Genomic DNA, 14,647 nt, shown 5'->3' with positions numbered 1-14,647 from the left:
CCTTCATCCGGTCCACCAGCCGCAGGTACCCCTCGGCGTCGATGGTGGCGAGGTCGCCGGTGCGCAGCCAGCCGTCGGCGGTGAAGCTGCCGTCGGCGCTCACCCGGTAGTAGCCGCCCGCCACCCAGGGGCCCGCGACCTGCAGCTCACCGACGGCGTCGCCGTCGCGGGGCAGCTCGCGGCCGGTCTCGACGTCGACGATCCGCACGTTCACCAGCGGCAACGGCTGGCCCTGGGCGGCCCGCACGGCCACCTGGGCCGCCGCGGGCGCGTCCCGGTGCTGGGTGCGCGTGCCGCCGATGGCCCCGACCGGGCTGACCTCCGTCATCCCCCAGGAGTGCGTGATGGGCACGCCGATCGCGGCGCGGTAGGTCTCCGACAGCGCCGGCGGGACGGCCGATCCGCCGCCCAGCAGGAACCGCGTGGCGCTCAGGTCGTGCTCCCGCAGCCCCGGGGCCATGGTCGTCCAGACCGTGGGGACGGCGCCGGCGACCGTGACCCGCTCGGCCGCCATCAGCCGCAGCAGGTGGTCCGGGTCCGCGGACGGCCCGGGCAGCACCAGCGCGGCACCCGCCAGCATCGCGCCGTGGGGCAGGCCCCAGGCGTTGGCGTGGAACATGGGCACGATCGGCAGCACGACGTCGCTTTCGCACAGGCCGACGAGACCCGCGGCGAGCGTCCCCAGGCCGTGCAGGACCGTCGAGCGGTGGCTGTAGAGCACGCCTTTGGGCGGCCCGGTCGTCCCGGACGTGTAGCACAGCCCGGACGCGAGGTGCTCGTCCGCGAGCGTGAAGGTGTCCTCGAACGAGCCGGTGAACGGCGCCGCCGCGGCGATCAGGTCGTCGTAGTGCAGGACACGGGGGTCCGCCGGGATCGGCTCGTCGCTGTCGTCGGGCAGCACGACCCAGTACCGCACCCGCGGCAGGCGGCCCGCGCTCGGCCAGATCCGCGGCAGCAGCGCCCGATCGACGAACACCACGTCGTCCTCGGCGTGCTCGACGATGTACTCGAGGTGCTCCGCGGGCAGCCGGATGTTGATCGGGTGCAGCACCCGCTTGGTGACCGGCACGGCCAGGTAGAGCTCGAGGTGCCGCCGGTGGTTGCTCGCGAAGGTCGCGACCCGGGCGCCGGGCGGGACGCCGAGGGCGTCCAGCGCGGTGGCGAGGCGCCGGGTCCCGCCGGCCACCTCGGCGTACGTCAGCCGCTCGCCTCCGGCCGTGACGACTTCCTTGTGCGCGTAGAGCCGCTCGGCACGCTCCAGGACGTGGGCGAGGGTGAGTGGCCGTGGCTGCATCAGCCCGTCCATGGCGCCCCTTCCCGTCGGGGGATCTTCCGGTCGCGAGTGACTTTAAGAGCGGTCTCGCCGGGGAGAGAGGTCAGAACCGCCCACTCGTCCACCCTCTCCGGTGGTGATCACCTCCACGTCGGTGACCGTTGCCCGCCCCGGACAGCGATCGTGGATTTTCGGGCAGCGGGGTGCGGGTACCGGTGGGGCCGGGTCCGGCGCTGCTAATTTTGGGCCAACACTCGGTGAAAAGAGGGTGGTGCAGTGGCGAACCCGCTGGTGGCGGAGACCAAGGACTCCACGAAGGCGTACTCGGGCATTTCGCTGCTGGAGTCGGCGAACGACCTGAAGTCGGCCATCGAGAGCGGGGACTGGGCGTCGGTCGCGCTCGGGGCCGTCGGGACGGCGCTGGACGCGTTGTCGATGGCGATGGACCCGTTCGGGGCGATCCTCGCCGCCGGTGTCGGCTGGTTGATCGAGCACGTCGGGCCGTTGAAGGAGGCCCTGAACGGGTTGACCGGTAACGCCGACGAGATCGCGGCGCAGTCCGAGACGTGGAAGAACGTCGCCACCGAGCTGGGCAGCGTCGGCGTGGACCTGACCGGCATGGTCAAGACCGACGTCTCGTCGTGGACCGGCGCCGCCGCGGACACCTACCGCCAGCGCGCGCAGGACACCGTGACGCTCCTGGAGACGGCCCAGAAGGGCTGTGAAGGCGCTTCCAGCGGCGTCAAGACCGCCGGTGAGGTCGTCGCCGCGGTGCGGGCGTTGGTGCGGGACATCATCGCGGAGCTGGTCGGGCACCTGATCAGCTGGGCGTTGCAGGTCGTGTTCACCTTGGGGATCGGGATGACCTGGGTCGTGCCGCAGGTGATCAACGCGGTCGCGAAGACCGCGTCGAAGATCGCCGACCTGGTCAAGCGGCTGGTGACCGCGTTGAAGGCGCTGGTTCCGCTGCTGAAGCGGGCGGGTGATCTGTTCGCGGACGCGGCGAAGGCGCTGCGCAACATCAAGCCGGGTAAGGCCGCGCCCCCGCCGAAGCACACCGACATCAAAAGCGGTCCCAAGGACATCGGTGGTCCCAAGGGCAAGGGCGGCCCGGACGCACCACCCCCGAAGACCGACCCGCCCCCCAAGACCGACCCGCCACCGAAGGGCGACGACAGCACCAGCGCGGCGGGCGCGAAGGGCGACCCGCCGCCCAAGTCCGATCCACCGCCCAAAACGGATCCGCCCCCGAAGAGCGACCCACCGTCCGACACCCCGCCGCCACCGAAGGCCGACCCGCCCGGGGGCACGCCCCGGGGCGGCCCCGACGGCGGCGGCAAACCGAAGGGGGACCCGAAGGGCGACGGCCCGCGCGACCGCGCGGTGCCGGACGACAAGAAGGTCTGCGTCTCCGACCCGGTGGACGTCGCCACCGGCGAGGTGGTGCTGAAGCAGGTCGACCTGACGCTGCCGGGTGAGGCGGGCGACCTCGAGCTCTCGCGCACGCACCTGTCGGCCTACCGCGCCGGCCGGTGGTTCGGCCGCTCCTGGGCGTCCACATTGGACCAGCGACTGGAGGCCGACCGCGAGCACCTGCGGTTCTTCGCCGAGGACGGCATGGTTCTCGTGTACCCGCGACCGGACGGCGACCGGCCCGTGCTGCCGATCGAAGGCCCGCGCCACCCGCTGCGCCGGACCGCCGAGGGCTACCGGCTGTCGGCGGGTGCCCGCGACCTGGTGTTCGCGGCCGGCCCCGGCCGCGTGCTGCCGCTGACGGTCATCGAGCAGGGCGGCAGCCGCACCACGGTCGAGCACGCCGAGAGCGGTGCGCCGCGGCTGCTGCGCCGGGACGACGGCACCGAGATCAGCGTCGAAGCCGGCTCCGGGCGGATCACCGCGCTCGGCGTGCCCGGTGGCGCGCCGGTCGTCCGGTACGGCTACAACCGGCTCGGCCAGCTGACCCAGATCGCCGGGTTCACCGGGCGCCCGGTGAACCTCGACTACGACGTCGACGACCGGATCGTCGGCTGGCAGGACCGCACCGGTACCTGGTACCGGTACGTCTACGACGCCGAGGGCCGCTGCGTCCGCAGCGTCGGCGCCGAGCGCTACCTCAACGGCACCTTCGCCTACGACACCGGGAGCCGGACCACCCGGCACACCGACGCGCTCGGCCACACCTGGACCTACCGGATGAACGAGGCCGGCCAGCTCGTCGAGCGGACCGACCCGCTCGGGCACACGCGCCGGTACTCGTGGACCCGGTACGACGACCTGCTGTCGCAGTCCGACGAACTCGGCCGGATCACCTTCTACGGCTACGAGAACGGCGTGCTGACGACGGTGACGCGGCCGGACGGCTCCGAGGTCCGGCTCACCCCCACCGGGACCGGCGAGGTGGAACTGCGCGCCGGGAACGTGCGGGCCGTCGCCCCGGCGTCCGATCCCTACGCCGCGCTCCCCGGCGTCTCCACCCGGTTGCGCGTCGACGGACCGGCGGACGCCCTCGGCGACGAACCGGTGATCACCGCGGCGGCGCGGCCGGGCGACCGCGACCCGTTCGGCAGGCCCCGGCTGGTGCACACCGCCTCCGGCGGCGCCGCCCGGCTGGGCTGGACGGCGGAAGGACAGCGCGCCTGGCGGATCGGCCCGCACGGCGAGCGGGAAAGCTGGCGCCACGACGGCGAAGGCCGCGTCGTCGAGCACCGCGACGCCACCGGGCGGACGACCCGGCGCACGTACGGCCCGTTCGGCCTGCCGATCGAAGAGATCGACGCCGCCGGCGCGCGCACGGCGTACCGCTACGACGCCGAACTGCGGTTGGTCGCCGTGACCAACCCGCGGGGCCTGACCTGGCGCTACACCTACGATCCCGCCGGACGGCTCGTCGAGGAGACCGACTTCGACGGGCGCCGGCTGACCTACGCCTACGACGAAGCCGGGCAGCTGCGGCGGATGACGAACGGCCTCGGCGAAGTCACCGAATACGTCTACGACGCGCTCGGCAACGTCGTCGAACGGCGGACGGCGACCGGTGTCACCGGGTACGCCTACGACGCACTGGGGCAGCTCGAGTACGCGATCAACAACGAATCGGTCCTGCAGATCGTGCGCGACGAACGCGGGCGGGTGCGCGAAGAGACCCTCAACGGCGTCGGCGTGCGCTGGACCTACGACGCCGCGGGCGTCCACCGCACCACGCTGTCCGGTGTGGACAGCGAGTGGCGGTACGACGGCGATCGCCCGGCGTCGCTTCGCGTCGCGGGCCACGAAATCACCTTCGAGTACGACGAAGCCGGCCGTGAAACCGCTCGCTCGGTCGACGGCGAAGTGGTGCTGCGCCAGGTCTTCGACGCCGCGGACCGGCTCGCCGAGCAGACGATCACCGGCCTGGGCCGGCGCGCCTACACGTACACGCCGGACGGCAAGCTCGCCGCGATCGACGACCCGTGGCCGGTCCGGTTCGGGTTCGACCAGGCGGGCCGGGTCGCCGAGGTGCACGCACCCGACGGCGTCGAACGCTTCACCTACGACGCGGCGGGCCGGCTCGTGCCGCCGGCCGGGACGCGGTACGGCCACGACCCGCAGGGCCGGGTGACCGGCCGGGTGCGGCCCACGGCGGCCGGGCCGGCGGAATGGCGGTTCGTCTGGGACGAGCTGGACCGGCTGGTCGCCGTCATCGCCCCGGACGAGTCGTTCTGGACCTACCTCTACGACCCGCTGGGACGGCGGTTCGCCAAGCGGCGCTGGGTGCTCGGCGAGGACGGCGCAACGCGGCGGACCGCCGAGACGTGGTTCGTCTGGAGCGGCGGCGAGCTCGTCGAGGAGATCGAGCTGACCGACGACGGTTCCTCGCGCGTGCTCACCTGGGAGCGGCACCCCGGCGACGGCCGGCCGGTGGTCCAGGTCGAGCAGCGGGGCTCCGAGGTGCGCTTCCACACGGTGGTGACGTCACCGGCCGGCACGCCGACCGAGCTCGTCGGCCCGGACGGGACGCTCGGCTGGCAGGCGCGGACGAGCTTCTGGGGCGAGCTGCTGCCCTCGACCTCCGGCACCGCGCCGATGCCGCTGGCCTTCCCGGGCCAGTACCGCGACACGGAGACCGGGTTGCACTACAACGTCTACCGCTACTACGACCCGCGGACGGGCCGGTACCTGAGCCAGGACCCGCTCGGCCTGGCCGCGGCGCCCGACCCGGTGGGTTACGTGGCGCAGCCCCACCTGCAGAGCGACCCGCTCGGCCTGGTGCAGAGCCCCTGCGGCAAGACGGGCGGCCCGAAGGCCCCGGACAACCCGGCGGGCGGCGGCGACGCGGCGAAGCTCCCACCGGGGGCCAAGAAGCCGGACGGCCTGGCCGAGTTCCGCGACCCGGACGGCAAGGTCCGCCCGCACAACATGACCGACGAGCAGTACGCCAAGTTCTCGAAGAAGTGGGACGAGATGATGGCGCCGGGCAAGGACAAGTCCTGGTTCTGGTCGGGCGGCCACATCAAGGACTCGGTCGTCGACCCCGCGACCGGCACCAAGATCTCGGACGCGAAGTACCACGGCTCGATCGAAAACCCGGCGATCGACATGGCGAAGAAGAAGGGCGGCAACACCCTCGAAGGCATCCTGAAGGACAACGGCATCGAGATGCCCAACTTCTCCGACAACCACCCGAACGGCGAAAAGGTGTGGAAGGACGCGTCGAAGGCGCTCGGCCGCAACGCGGAAGGCGACGTCCACATCGCCCTGCCGAACACGCCGGGCAAGTCCAGCGGCTGGGCCGGCCAGGGCGACGAGCTCGCCTCCCGCCGCCCGAACAACGTGTTCGACATGGACGAGTTCCCGATCCTGCGCCACAACCCGAAGGTGGACAAGGTCATCGCCCATGACACGGACTACCCGGACGCGCCGCCGGTGGTGATCTGGGACCGCAAGACCCGCTGACCGAGCGCCAACGGGCCTCGCGTGCTCCCGTCGGCATCTCGTGTGCTGCGAGCGGCATCACCCACGAAGCCCCTCTGATCACGCCGGGTCAGGCGGGGGCGATGACGCTCTGCACGCACTCCCGCAACAACGCCCGGCGCCGGTCGTGGACCTCGGCCGGTTCCGCGTCCGTGGCGGCGTAGACGTTGCTGACCGGCGACCACGCCATGGACATCGCGATCACCATCGCCATCAGGTCGAAGGGGTCGCCCGCCCGGACCAGCCCCGCGGCCTGCGCTTCGGCGATGGCCCGCAGCTTGGGGTCGTCCCTCCGGTCGGCGTCGGCCACCAGGTGCCCGGCCGGCCGCCGCTCGAGGCGGGTCCAGGTCGCGAGCCGGATGAGGTCCGGGCGCCGCAGGTACTCGTCGTAGAGGCGGACCGCCCAGCCGGCGAGGTCGGCGCCGTCGATCGGCACCACGTTCACGATCCGCTCCAGCGAGGCGAAGAAGATCGCGTCGAACAGCCCGTCCTTGCTGCCGAAGTAGGCGTACAGCTGAGCCCGGTTGGTCCGGGCCGCCTCGACGATGCGCTCGACGCGCGCCCCGGCGATGCCGTACCGGGCGAACTCCTCGGTCGCCGCGTCCACGATGCGCTGTTTCGTGGCAGCTCCGCGCGAGGTCAGCAGCTTGTCGGCCATGCCGCCCAGCTTACAACAGAACAGTCGGTTTGCTTTTCCCGGGCCGGGCGCGCTAGCGTCGAGCAAACAAACCGACTGTTCTGTTTTTTTGAGGAGCTGCGATGCGGACCACCACCGGCTGGCTGGCCGGCGCGAACGACCCCACCCTCCGGCGCGCCACGCTCGACCGGCGCGACCTGCGCGACGACGACATCGCGATCCGCGTGGACCACTGCGGGGTCTGCCACACCGACCTGCACGCGCTGCACGGCCCTCGGGACACCGCGCTGGTGCCGGGCCACGAGTTCACCGGCGTCGTGACCGAGACCGGGCCGGCGGTGACGCGGTTCGCGGCCGGCGACCCGGTGGCGGTCGGCAACATCGTCGACTCCTGCGGGAAGTGCGCGATGTGCCGCCGCGGCCAGGAGAACTTCTGCGCCGAGTTCCCCACGCTGACCTACGGCGGAACCGACCGCCACGACGGCTCCCCCACGCTGGGCGCGTTCGCCCGCGAATACGTCGTCCGGGAAGACTTCGCCTACCGGCTCCCGGCGGGTCTCGACCCGGCGGCCGCCGCACCGTTGCTGTGCGCGGGAATCACGGTCTGGGAACCGCTGCGCGCGCTCGGCACCGGGCCCGGCACCCGGGTCGCGGTGATCGGCCTCGGCGGCCTGGGGCACCTGGCGGTCAAGCTCGCGGTCGCCCTCGGCGCCGAGACGACGGTCATCAGCCGGTCGGCCGGCAAGGCCGCGGATGCGACCCGGCTCGGGGCGCGCGAGCTGCTGGTGTCGGCGGATCCCCGGCAGCTCGAAGCGGCCCGCGACCGGTTCGACGTCGTCATCGACACCATCGCGGTGCCCCACGACCTCGGCCCGTACCTGCGGCTGGTCGCCCTGGACGGCACCCTCAGCCAGGTCGGCCACCTCGGCTCACTCACGGTCGAGGCGATGGACCTGCTGGTGGGCCGCAAGAAACTGACCTCGGCGGGCAGCGGCGGCCGGCCCGGGACCGCGGCGATGCTCGACTTCTGCGCCCGCCACTCCGTCACCGCCGACGTCGAAACCGTCCCGTCGGCCCGGGTGAACGAGGTCCTGGACCGGCTGTCCGCGGGTGACGTCCGCTACCGCTTCGTCCTCGACCTGGCCGACCTCGACCGCGCCGGCTGACCGATCCCGGCCCGGCGTCGACGGCCCTGGCCTGCTTCACCGCGCCGGTACGGTGAAGCAGGCCAGGTCCTCTCCCTCAGCGTGCCCGCCGGGCTTCCGGCGGGCTCCGGTCAGCACGTGGCGTTCGTCTGCGTCAGCAGGCCCAGCCGCCACGGCAGGCTGTTGTAGTCCCCGCCGGAGGCGGGGTCCCGGCCCTGGTAGAGGTAGCGGATGCGGCAGGGGTCGATGGTCAGCGTCTGGTCCGTACCGGCCCGGATCATCTCGCCGTGGCTGATGTCCGTCGTCCACGAGCCGGCCGGGAACGAGACGTTGGCCGCGCCGGCGAACGGGGCGCTCTCGGTGTCGGCCAGCGGTGTCCAGGGTCCGGCGATCGCGCTCGACGTCCAGGACCGGAAGTACCTTCCCCGGACGCCGATCGCCTCCACGATCAGCAGGTACTGGTCCGCGCCCGCCACCTTGTACACATTGGACGCTTCGAACAACGCGTACCGGTCCGCGTCCTGGGCGGCGATGACCGGGTCGCTCATGCCGTCCGGGAAGTTCGCGACCGACGTCTGCGACCGGTAGAGGTGACCGTTGTCGTCGGAGGAGAACAGGTGGCAGGCGGCGGCGTCGCAGATCACCCACATGTCCACCCAGTAGCCGCTGCCGATGTTCTGCTGGATGATCGCCGGCATCGACGGGTAGAAGTGCTTCGGGGCGCTCCAGCCGCTCGGGTTGCCGATGTCCGGGTTGGTCGAATAGGCCGCGTTGCCGTCCTGGTAGACCAGGTACCACAGCTTCTGCGGCGCGAAGTAGAACACCTCGGGCGCCGCGCGGTACCCGGTGCCGATCCCCGACTGGTCCAGGTAGTACTGGGCGGCCGAGCCGGCCTGCACCCAGTCCGTGAAGCTCAGGTACACCAGGTTGTACCCGGCCGCGTTCGCCGTGCTGGCGAACACGTGGTACTTCCCGTCGGCGTAGACCACCGACGGGTCCTTGATGCCGGCGATGTCGTGCGTCGCGTCGGACTTCGGGGCGATCAGCGCACCGCTGGAGCTCCACGAGTAGCGGGCCGGCAGGGTGCCGCCGCTCGGCGCGGACGGTCCGGTCCACCGCTGGTTGGCTCCGCCGGTGCAGGTCCAGATGATCACCTTGGTGCCGTTGGCGGTCGCGGCGCCGGACACGTCCAGGCACAGCCCCGACTGGCCGTGGGAGACCGTGCCGCTGCCGGTGAACGTCCACTTCTGCCCGGCCCCGCCGGTGCAGTCCGCGATCACCGCCGCCGTACCTGCGGCGGTTCCGCCGCCCGCGGTGCCCAGGCACCGCTTCCCCGCACCGGAGTAGACGCTCAGCTCCCCCGCGCTGCCGCGGGTCCACTGCTGGTTCGCGCCGCTGTGGCAGTCCCAGATCTGCACCTGGGTGCCGGCCGAGCCCGCCGAGCCGGGGACGTCGAGGCACCGGTTCGACGCCGTGGCGCGCACCGGGCCGGTGCTCCCGCCGGGATCCGGGTCGTCGCCGCCGAGCGCGTCGAGGACGGCGGTGTAAGCCTGCTTCTTGCCGTAGTTGCCGTCGAACAGCAGCGGGGTGTCGCCCGAGCGCCACGAATACTTGTCCGTGACGCCCCAGACCGTGATGCCGGTGCACCGGGTCACCGCCCGGCACGCCTGGGTCACCTGCCGGTACACGTTCGCCTGGCCGGTCCCCGAGCCGCCGACGTCCAGCTCGGTGATCTGGACGTCGACGCCGAGGTCGGCGAAGCGCTGGAGGTTGGCCTGGTAGCTGCTCAGGTTCGAGTTCGAGGAGAGGTGGCTCTGGAAGCCCACGCAGTCGATCGGCACGCCCCGGCTCTTGAAGTCCCGGACCATGTTGTAGATCCCGGTGCTCTTCGCGTTGATGCCGTCGGTGTTGTAGTCGTTGTAGCAGAGCTTGGCGTTCGGGTCCGCCGTGCGGGCCGCGCGGAAGGCGTCCTCGATGTAGCCGTCACCGAGCTTCTGCTGGAAGGTCGCCTGCCGCCGGGTGCCGTTCTCCTCGAACGCCTCGTTGACCACGTCCCACGCGATGACCTGGCCCTTCCAGTGGCCGGCCACCTGGGCGATGTGGTTCAGCATCGCCGAGCGCAGGTTGTTCGCGTCCAGCCCGCCGACCCACGGGGCCAGCTGCTGGTACCACACCAGCGTGTGCCCGCGGATCTTCATCCCCTTGCTCCTGGCCTGGCTGACGATCTGGTCCGCGGGCCCGAAGTTGAACTGGTTGCGGTTCGGCTCGACCGTGGCCCACTTCATCTCGTTTTCCGGGGTGACGCCGTTGAACTCCGACGTCCACGTGTTGACGTAGGCCGCCTCGCCGAGGTGGCTCGTCGAGATCGCGGCGCCGAAGTACCGTCCGGTCTGCGCCGCCGCGGCCCCGAGCGTGCTCGCCGCCCCGGCGACGCCGGGCGAGAGCACCAGGGCGGTCGCCGCGAGCCCGGCGGCCGCGAGGACGGTGACGGCGGTCCGGAGCGGCCGCCGCGGGGGTGAGCCGGTGATCATCGCTGTCCTCGTTTCGGTCTCGGGACGGGTCAGCCCAACGTCCACTGCTGGTTGCTGCCGCCGTTGCAGGTCCACAGCTCGACGGGTGCGCCGTCGGCGGTGGAGGCGCCGGTGACGTCCAGGCACAGTCCGGACTGGCCACCGGTGACCGTGCCGTTGGAGTTGACGGTCCACTGCTGGTTGCCCTGGCCGTTGCAGGGCCAGGTCACCACCTTCGTGCCCGCGCTCGTGCCCTGGCCGGAGGCGTCGAGGCACATCGTCGCGCCGCCGAGCGTCGCCGTCAGCCTGCCGTCCGTCGTGCGTGTCCAGGTCTGGTTGGCCTGACCGCTGCAGCCGGCGATCTGCAGCTGCGTGCCCTGGGTGGAGTTCGGGGCGGCCAGGCACTTGCCCGCACCGACCGCGTGCAGCGGCCCGGTTCCGGTGTTGCTGCCGCCGGTGCCGTACCCGGCCGCGACGATGTTGGCCTGGACGGCGTTCTCGGTGGCGTCCGAGGGATAACCGGACGTCATGACCCCTTCGTAGAAGGTGCCGGCGGATCCGATGCTGTTGTCCCCGCCGGTGCCGAGGATGATGGCGCCTTCCTTGCGCATCGGGTTGTAGCCCGCGACGTTCGGGCGCACGCCGTCGTAGAAGGTGGACACGCCGCCGGACTGGGCGTTGCCGCCGCGGATGGCCCACCGGTTCGGGCCGCCCTTGATGATCGCGGTCAGGTACCGGTGGCTGATGCTCGGGTCGTTGGCGTTGTAGCGCTGGTTGACCCCGGAGAACAGACCGTTCTCCAGGTCGGCCATGATCCACGGGCCGTTGCCGGCGCCGTAGCCCCAGACCTTGATGTTGCCGAAGTAGATGGCTTCCATCGTGCCGTTGCCGTTGTCCCGGCTGTTGCGCTCGGCGTTGCCGTAGTCGAAGCAGCAGCCGCCGTTGTAGTGCGTCCCGTCGAAGATCGCGTACATGCCCTCCGGCTGGTCACCCGTCGCGACGCCGTTGGTGTTGTTGTTGCGGTAGCCGGTGCCCGGCGCCACGAACACGCCGTACGCCTTCTGGCCGCCGACGGTGGTCGGGGCGGCCGTCGCGCTGGCCAGGTTGTCGTACCCGCCGGGCGCCGGGCCGGAGAAGCCACCCGGCGGAGCCTGGGTCAGGTGGTTGCCGCGGCCGGACTGGTCGTAGATGACCGTGATCAGGCACGTGGTTCCCGCGCAGAACGAATCCTGGGCCGCGGCGTTCGCGACACCGCCGGCGCTCAGGACCCCGATGTCCCGCGTGGTGTTGTCCGACGCGCGCCGCACTTGGTAGAGCGAGCCGTTGTACGCGCCGTACAGCGCCCGGGTGGTCGAGTGCGCGGCGACGCACGGCGTGCCGCCGGCCGCGTAGATGTCACACGGCCCCTCGGTGGCCGCCTGGGACGTCGTCGCCGTGCCGGTCAGCGCGCCCGCGGCGATCACCACGGCCGGCCACACCCTTCTCCAGCGTGCCTTCATCGACGAACTCCTTCGTCCGCTTCGAATGCGGCTAGCTCCGCGTCCACTTCTGGGCGTTGCCGCCGGTACAGGTCTGCAGGGTCACCGGCGTGCTGTTCGCGGTGCCGTTCCCGCTCGGGGTGAGGCACAGTCCCGATTGGACACCGGTGATCGTGCCGTCGGCGGCGGCGTTCCACTGCTGGTTGGTGCCGCCCGTGCAGTCCCAGATGATCGCCCGGGTTCCCGACGTCGTCCCGGAGCCCTCGGCGTCGAGGCACTTGCTGCCGTACACCTGGAGCTGCTTGCCGGAGGTGAGGGTCCACTGCTGGTTGCTGCCACCGTTGCAGTCCCACAGCGTCACCTGGGTGCCGTTGGTCTGCGACACGCCCGGGACGTCGAGGCAGCGGCCGGCGGCGGTGTTGCGCAGCACGGAGGTCGACCCGCCACCCGAGCCGGCGACGGAGAGGTTGTCGAACTGCGCGGTCTCCCCCACGCTCGTGCCGATGCCGACCTGGCCGGCCGGGAAGGTGCTGTCGGTGACCGTGCCGAGCACCGTGCCGTCGACGGAGGCGGTGATGGTGCTGCCGGAGAAGCCCAGTGACAGCTTGTGCCAGCTGCCGGTGCCGAGCGCGGTCGTCGTGCCGGTGCGCAGGGTCGTGTTCTGCTGGCTGGTGTTGTTGCGCCGGATGGACCAGGCGCCGTTGTCGCTCACCCGCAGGTAGTACGCGTTCAGCGCACCCTGGTTGCCCGTGTCCTGCGAGCCGGCCCGGCCGAGCAGTTCGACGTACCCGGACTTCTCCAGCAGCACGTCCGTGCTCAGCGTGTAGTTGCTCCAGGCCACGTTGCCCAGCAGCGCGTAGGGGTCGACGAACTTCTTCCAGGGGATCGTCTTCTGCGTCGCGGACTGGCGGACGCAGGTGCCCGCGCGGCCGGCGCCACAGGCGGAGGTTTCGAAGGCGCCCTCCATGTCCATCAGGTACTTGGCTTCCTTGCCCTTCGCGTATGCCTCGAAGTCATCGCTGTAGGGCAGGTTGAGCGAACCCTGCGGCGGGCTGGTCGCCGTGCCCTTGCCCTGCCCGGTGGTGGTCGTGATGGAGTAGAGGTAGCCGGGCTGGACGGTCAGGGAGAAGGCCCCGCCGGACGGGGTGATGTCGGTGCTGTGGACGAAGTGGTCGCCTGTGTTGTTCGAGTTGAGGTTGGTCGACCACACGTGCACCTGGCCGGTGGACAGCCCGCCGGTGACGTTCAGGTTCAGCGTCTGGGCCGACGTGGCGTCCATCGTTTCGATGATCGTGCTGTAGTCGGTGTTGTTGGGCGACTTGAGCGAGACGTAGCTGCCGTTGTTGCGGTTCCCGCCGAGGTAGCCACTGGAGGCGTCGAGGTACTTCCAGCCGGGCGCGGTGAACTGCGTCGTGTGCGCCAGCGCCCACGCGTCCTTGCCGACCGAGTAGTAGCCGGACCACGGCTGGTTGGCGAGGATCAGCCCCACGGTCGGCCACGGGATGTTCGGCGTGACGGCGGCGATCAGGTCCCAGTTGAGGTAGGCGGTCATCTTGCCGTCGAGGTAGACGCGGTTGATCCCGCGGGCCAGCGGCTTGGCGCCGTCGTTGTAGTCCTGGGAGCCGTTTTCGCTGGACCACAACGTCTTGCCGGTGTTCGTGACGTTCGCCGGGACGCTGCAGGAGGTCTGCGCGCTGAGGTAGCCGCAGGTGTAGTGGGCACTCAGCACGTCGGTCGCGTTGCGGTAGGCCGTGTTGGTCGAGATCGCGCTCGCGGGGCCCCAGTCGCCCGGCCACGAGTCACCGGAGATGATCTTGACGGCACTGTACCCGTTGGCGTTGAGCGCGTTGCGGAGGGTGACCGTCCAGTCGGCGCTCCACTGCTTCTCGTTCTGGACGCTCGTGAGGTAGTCGATGGTCAGCCCGTGCTGCTTGGCGCACCCCAGCCACGACAGGTAGTAGTCCGTCAGGTCGTTGGAGAAGAAGGTGCCGTTGCCGATCCAGCCCGGGGCGCCCCAGGGCAGGCCCACGAGCTTGATGCCGGGGTTGCGCGCCTTCGCCTGTTCCATGAGCCACCACTCGTACCCGCGGTTGCAGTCCAGATCGCCGCGGAAGTGGGCGTGGCTGGGCTCCGCGCCGCTGGTGGAGTTGGTGTCCCCGCCCATTTCGACCTTGAGGATCTGCAGGGCGGCGCCGTAGCCGGGCTTGAACAGGTAGTCGAGGATCTGGCCGCGCTGCGGCTCGGGGTAGTCGATCAGCAGGCGGGTGTTGCCCCCGCCGCCGCTGACCGCGCCGACGCCGTCGAACGTGCGGCCGCCCGAACCGCCGTTGACGGTGATCGAGGTGGCGGCCTGGGCCGGCGCCGCGGCGACGACGCCGCCGGCCACGGCCAACACGACCGCGGTCACCGCCGCTGCCGCGATTCTCGCGCTCCGGAGCATGGTAGTCCTCACTTCCGAACGAAGGCGGCGCCCGGCGAAACTCTCGGGCCAGCCGGCGAAACAATCGGTCGATCAGCGAAGGGGGAAACCGCCATGAGAACCCCATCTTCGTCGATGGCGAACACGCTGGGCGTTAACGCTAACAGCCACCCTGCCGCCGAACAACCATCGGCACCGGACCCCCGCGCAGTTTACGAAACACCGCGGTCACCGC

At 71.2% G+C, this 14,647-nt stretch carries 7 protein-coding genes; 2 read left to right on the top strand and 5 right to left on the bottom strand.

The genetic code is table 11. The features are described 5' to 3' along the window. The coding region (locus ACFVYA_RS34110; protein WP_387050892.1) for an AMP-binding protein at positions 1–1,294 on the bottom strand (1,294 nt) is incomplete at its 3' end. 255 nt (positions 1,295–1,549) lie between these two features. On the opposite strand from ACFVYA_RS34110, the gene ACFVYA_RS34105 reads away from it, so the two are divergent. Beyond that, positions 1,550–6,205: a DUF6531 domain-containing protein gene (locus ACFVYA_RS34105; RefSeq protein WP_387050890.1), complete on the top strand. Its 4,656-nt coding sequence runs from the start codon at positions 1,550–1,552 to the stop codon at positions 6,203–6,205. An 88-nt stretch (positions 6,206–6,293) separates the two neighbouring features. On the opposite strand, the gene ACFVYA_RS34100 is transcribed toward ACFVYA_RS34105, so the two are convergent. Beyond that, the gene (locus ACFVYA_RS34100; protein WP_285991068.1) at positions 6,294–6,881 is read right to left on the bottom strand and encodes a TetR family transcriptional regulator; all 588 of its coding nucleotides are present in this window, start codon (positions 6,879–6,881) and stop codon (positions 6,294–6,296) included. Positions 6,882–6,982: 101 nt separating this feature from the next. Here ACFVYA_RS34100 and ACFVYA_RS34095 point away from each other — a divergent pair, with 101 nt between their 5' ends. Continuing rightward, positions 6,983–8,026 (top strand): NAD(P)-dependent alcohol dehydrogenase, encoded by a 1,044-nt coding sequence (locus ACFVYA_RS34095; RefSeq protein WP_387050889.1) that lies wholly within the window; start codon positions 6,983–6,985, stop codon positions 8,024–8,026. 110 nt (positions 8,027–8,136) lie between these two features. On the opposite strand, the gene ACFVYA_RS34090 is transcribed toward ACFVYA_RS34095, so the two are convergent. The 3 genes from ACFVYA_RS34090 to ACFVYA_RS34080 are packed head-to-tail and all read right to left on the bottom strand — an operon-like array spanning position 8,137 to position 14,433. After that, the gene (locus ACFVYA_RS34090; RefSeq protein WP_387050887.1) at positions 8,137–10,536 is read right to left on the bottom strand and encodes a non-reducing end alpha-L-arabinofuranosidase family hydrolase; all 2,400 of its coding nucleotides are present in this window, start codon (positions 10,534–10,536) and stop codon (positions 8,137–8,139) included. 29 nt (positions 10,537–10,565) lie between these two features. Continuing rightward, on the bottom strand, positions 10,566–12,014 hold the full coding sequence (locus tag ACFVYA_RS34085) for an arabinofuranosidase catalytic domain-containing protein (RefSeq protein WP_387050885.1): 1,449 nt from the start codon (positions 12,012–12,014) through the stop codon (positions 10,566–10,568). A gap of 31 nt (positions 12,015–12,045) precedes the next feature. After that, entirely contained in the window at positions 12,046–14,433 is a 2,388-nt protein-coding gene (locus ACFVYA_RS34080) for a ricin-type beta-trefoil lectin domain protein (protein WP_387050883.1), read from the bottom strand. Positions 14,434–14,647 lie beyond the last annotated feature (214 nt).

Origin of the sequence: Amycolatopsis sp. NPDC058278 (genome assembly GCF_042881395.1) — a bacterium.
In the GTDB taxonomy this organism is placed as follows: domain Bacteria; phylum Actinomycetota; class Actinomycetes; order Mycobacteriales; family Pseudonocardiaceae; genus Amycolatopsis.
The sequence above is the reverse complement of the archived record's forward strand: the minus strand, read 5'-3'. Positions and strand labels throughout refer to the sequence as shown.

What these genes read in the sequence shown, in the direction of transcription:
- ACFVYA_RS34085 (WP_387050885.1), bottom strand. Translation starts at nt 12,014, where the DNA reads ATGAAGGCACGCTGGAGAAGGGTGTGGCCGGCCGTGGTGATCGCCGCG.
- ACFVYA_RS34090 (WP_387050887.1), bottom strand. Translation starts at nt 10,536, where the DNA reads ATGATCACCGGCTCACCCCCGCGGCGGCCGCTCCGGACCGCCGTCACC.
- ACFVYA_RS34100 (WP_285991068.1), bottom strand. Translation starts at nt 6,881, where the DNA reads ATGGCCGACAAGCTGCTGACCTCGCGCGGAGCTGCCACGAAACAGCGC.
- ACFVYA_RS34095 (WP_387050889.1), top strand. Translation starts at nt 6,983, where the DNA reads ATGCGGACCACCACCGGCTGGCTGGCCGGCGCGAACGACCCCACCCTC.
- ACFVYA_RS34080 (WP_387050883.1), bottom strand. Translation starts at nt 14,433, where the DNA reads ATGCTCCGGAGCGCGAGAATCGCGGCAGCGGCGGTGACCGCGGTCGTG.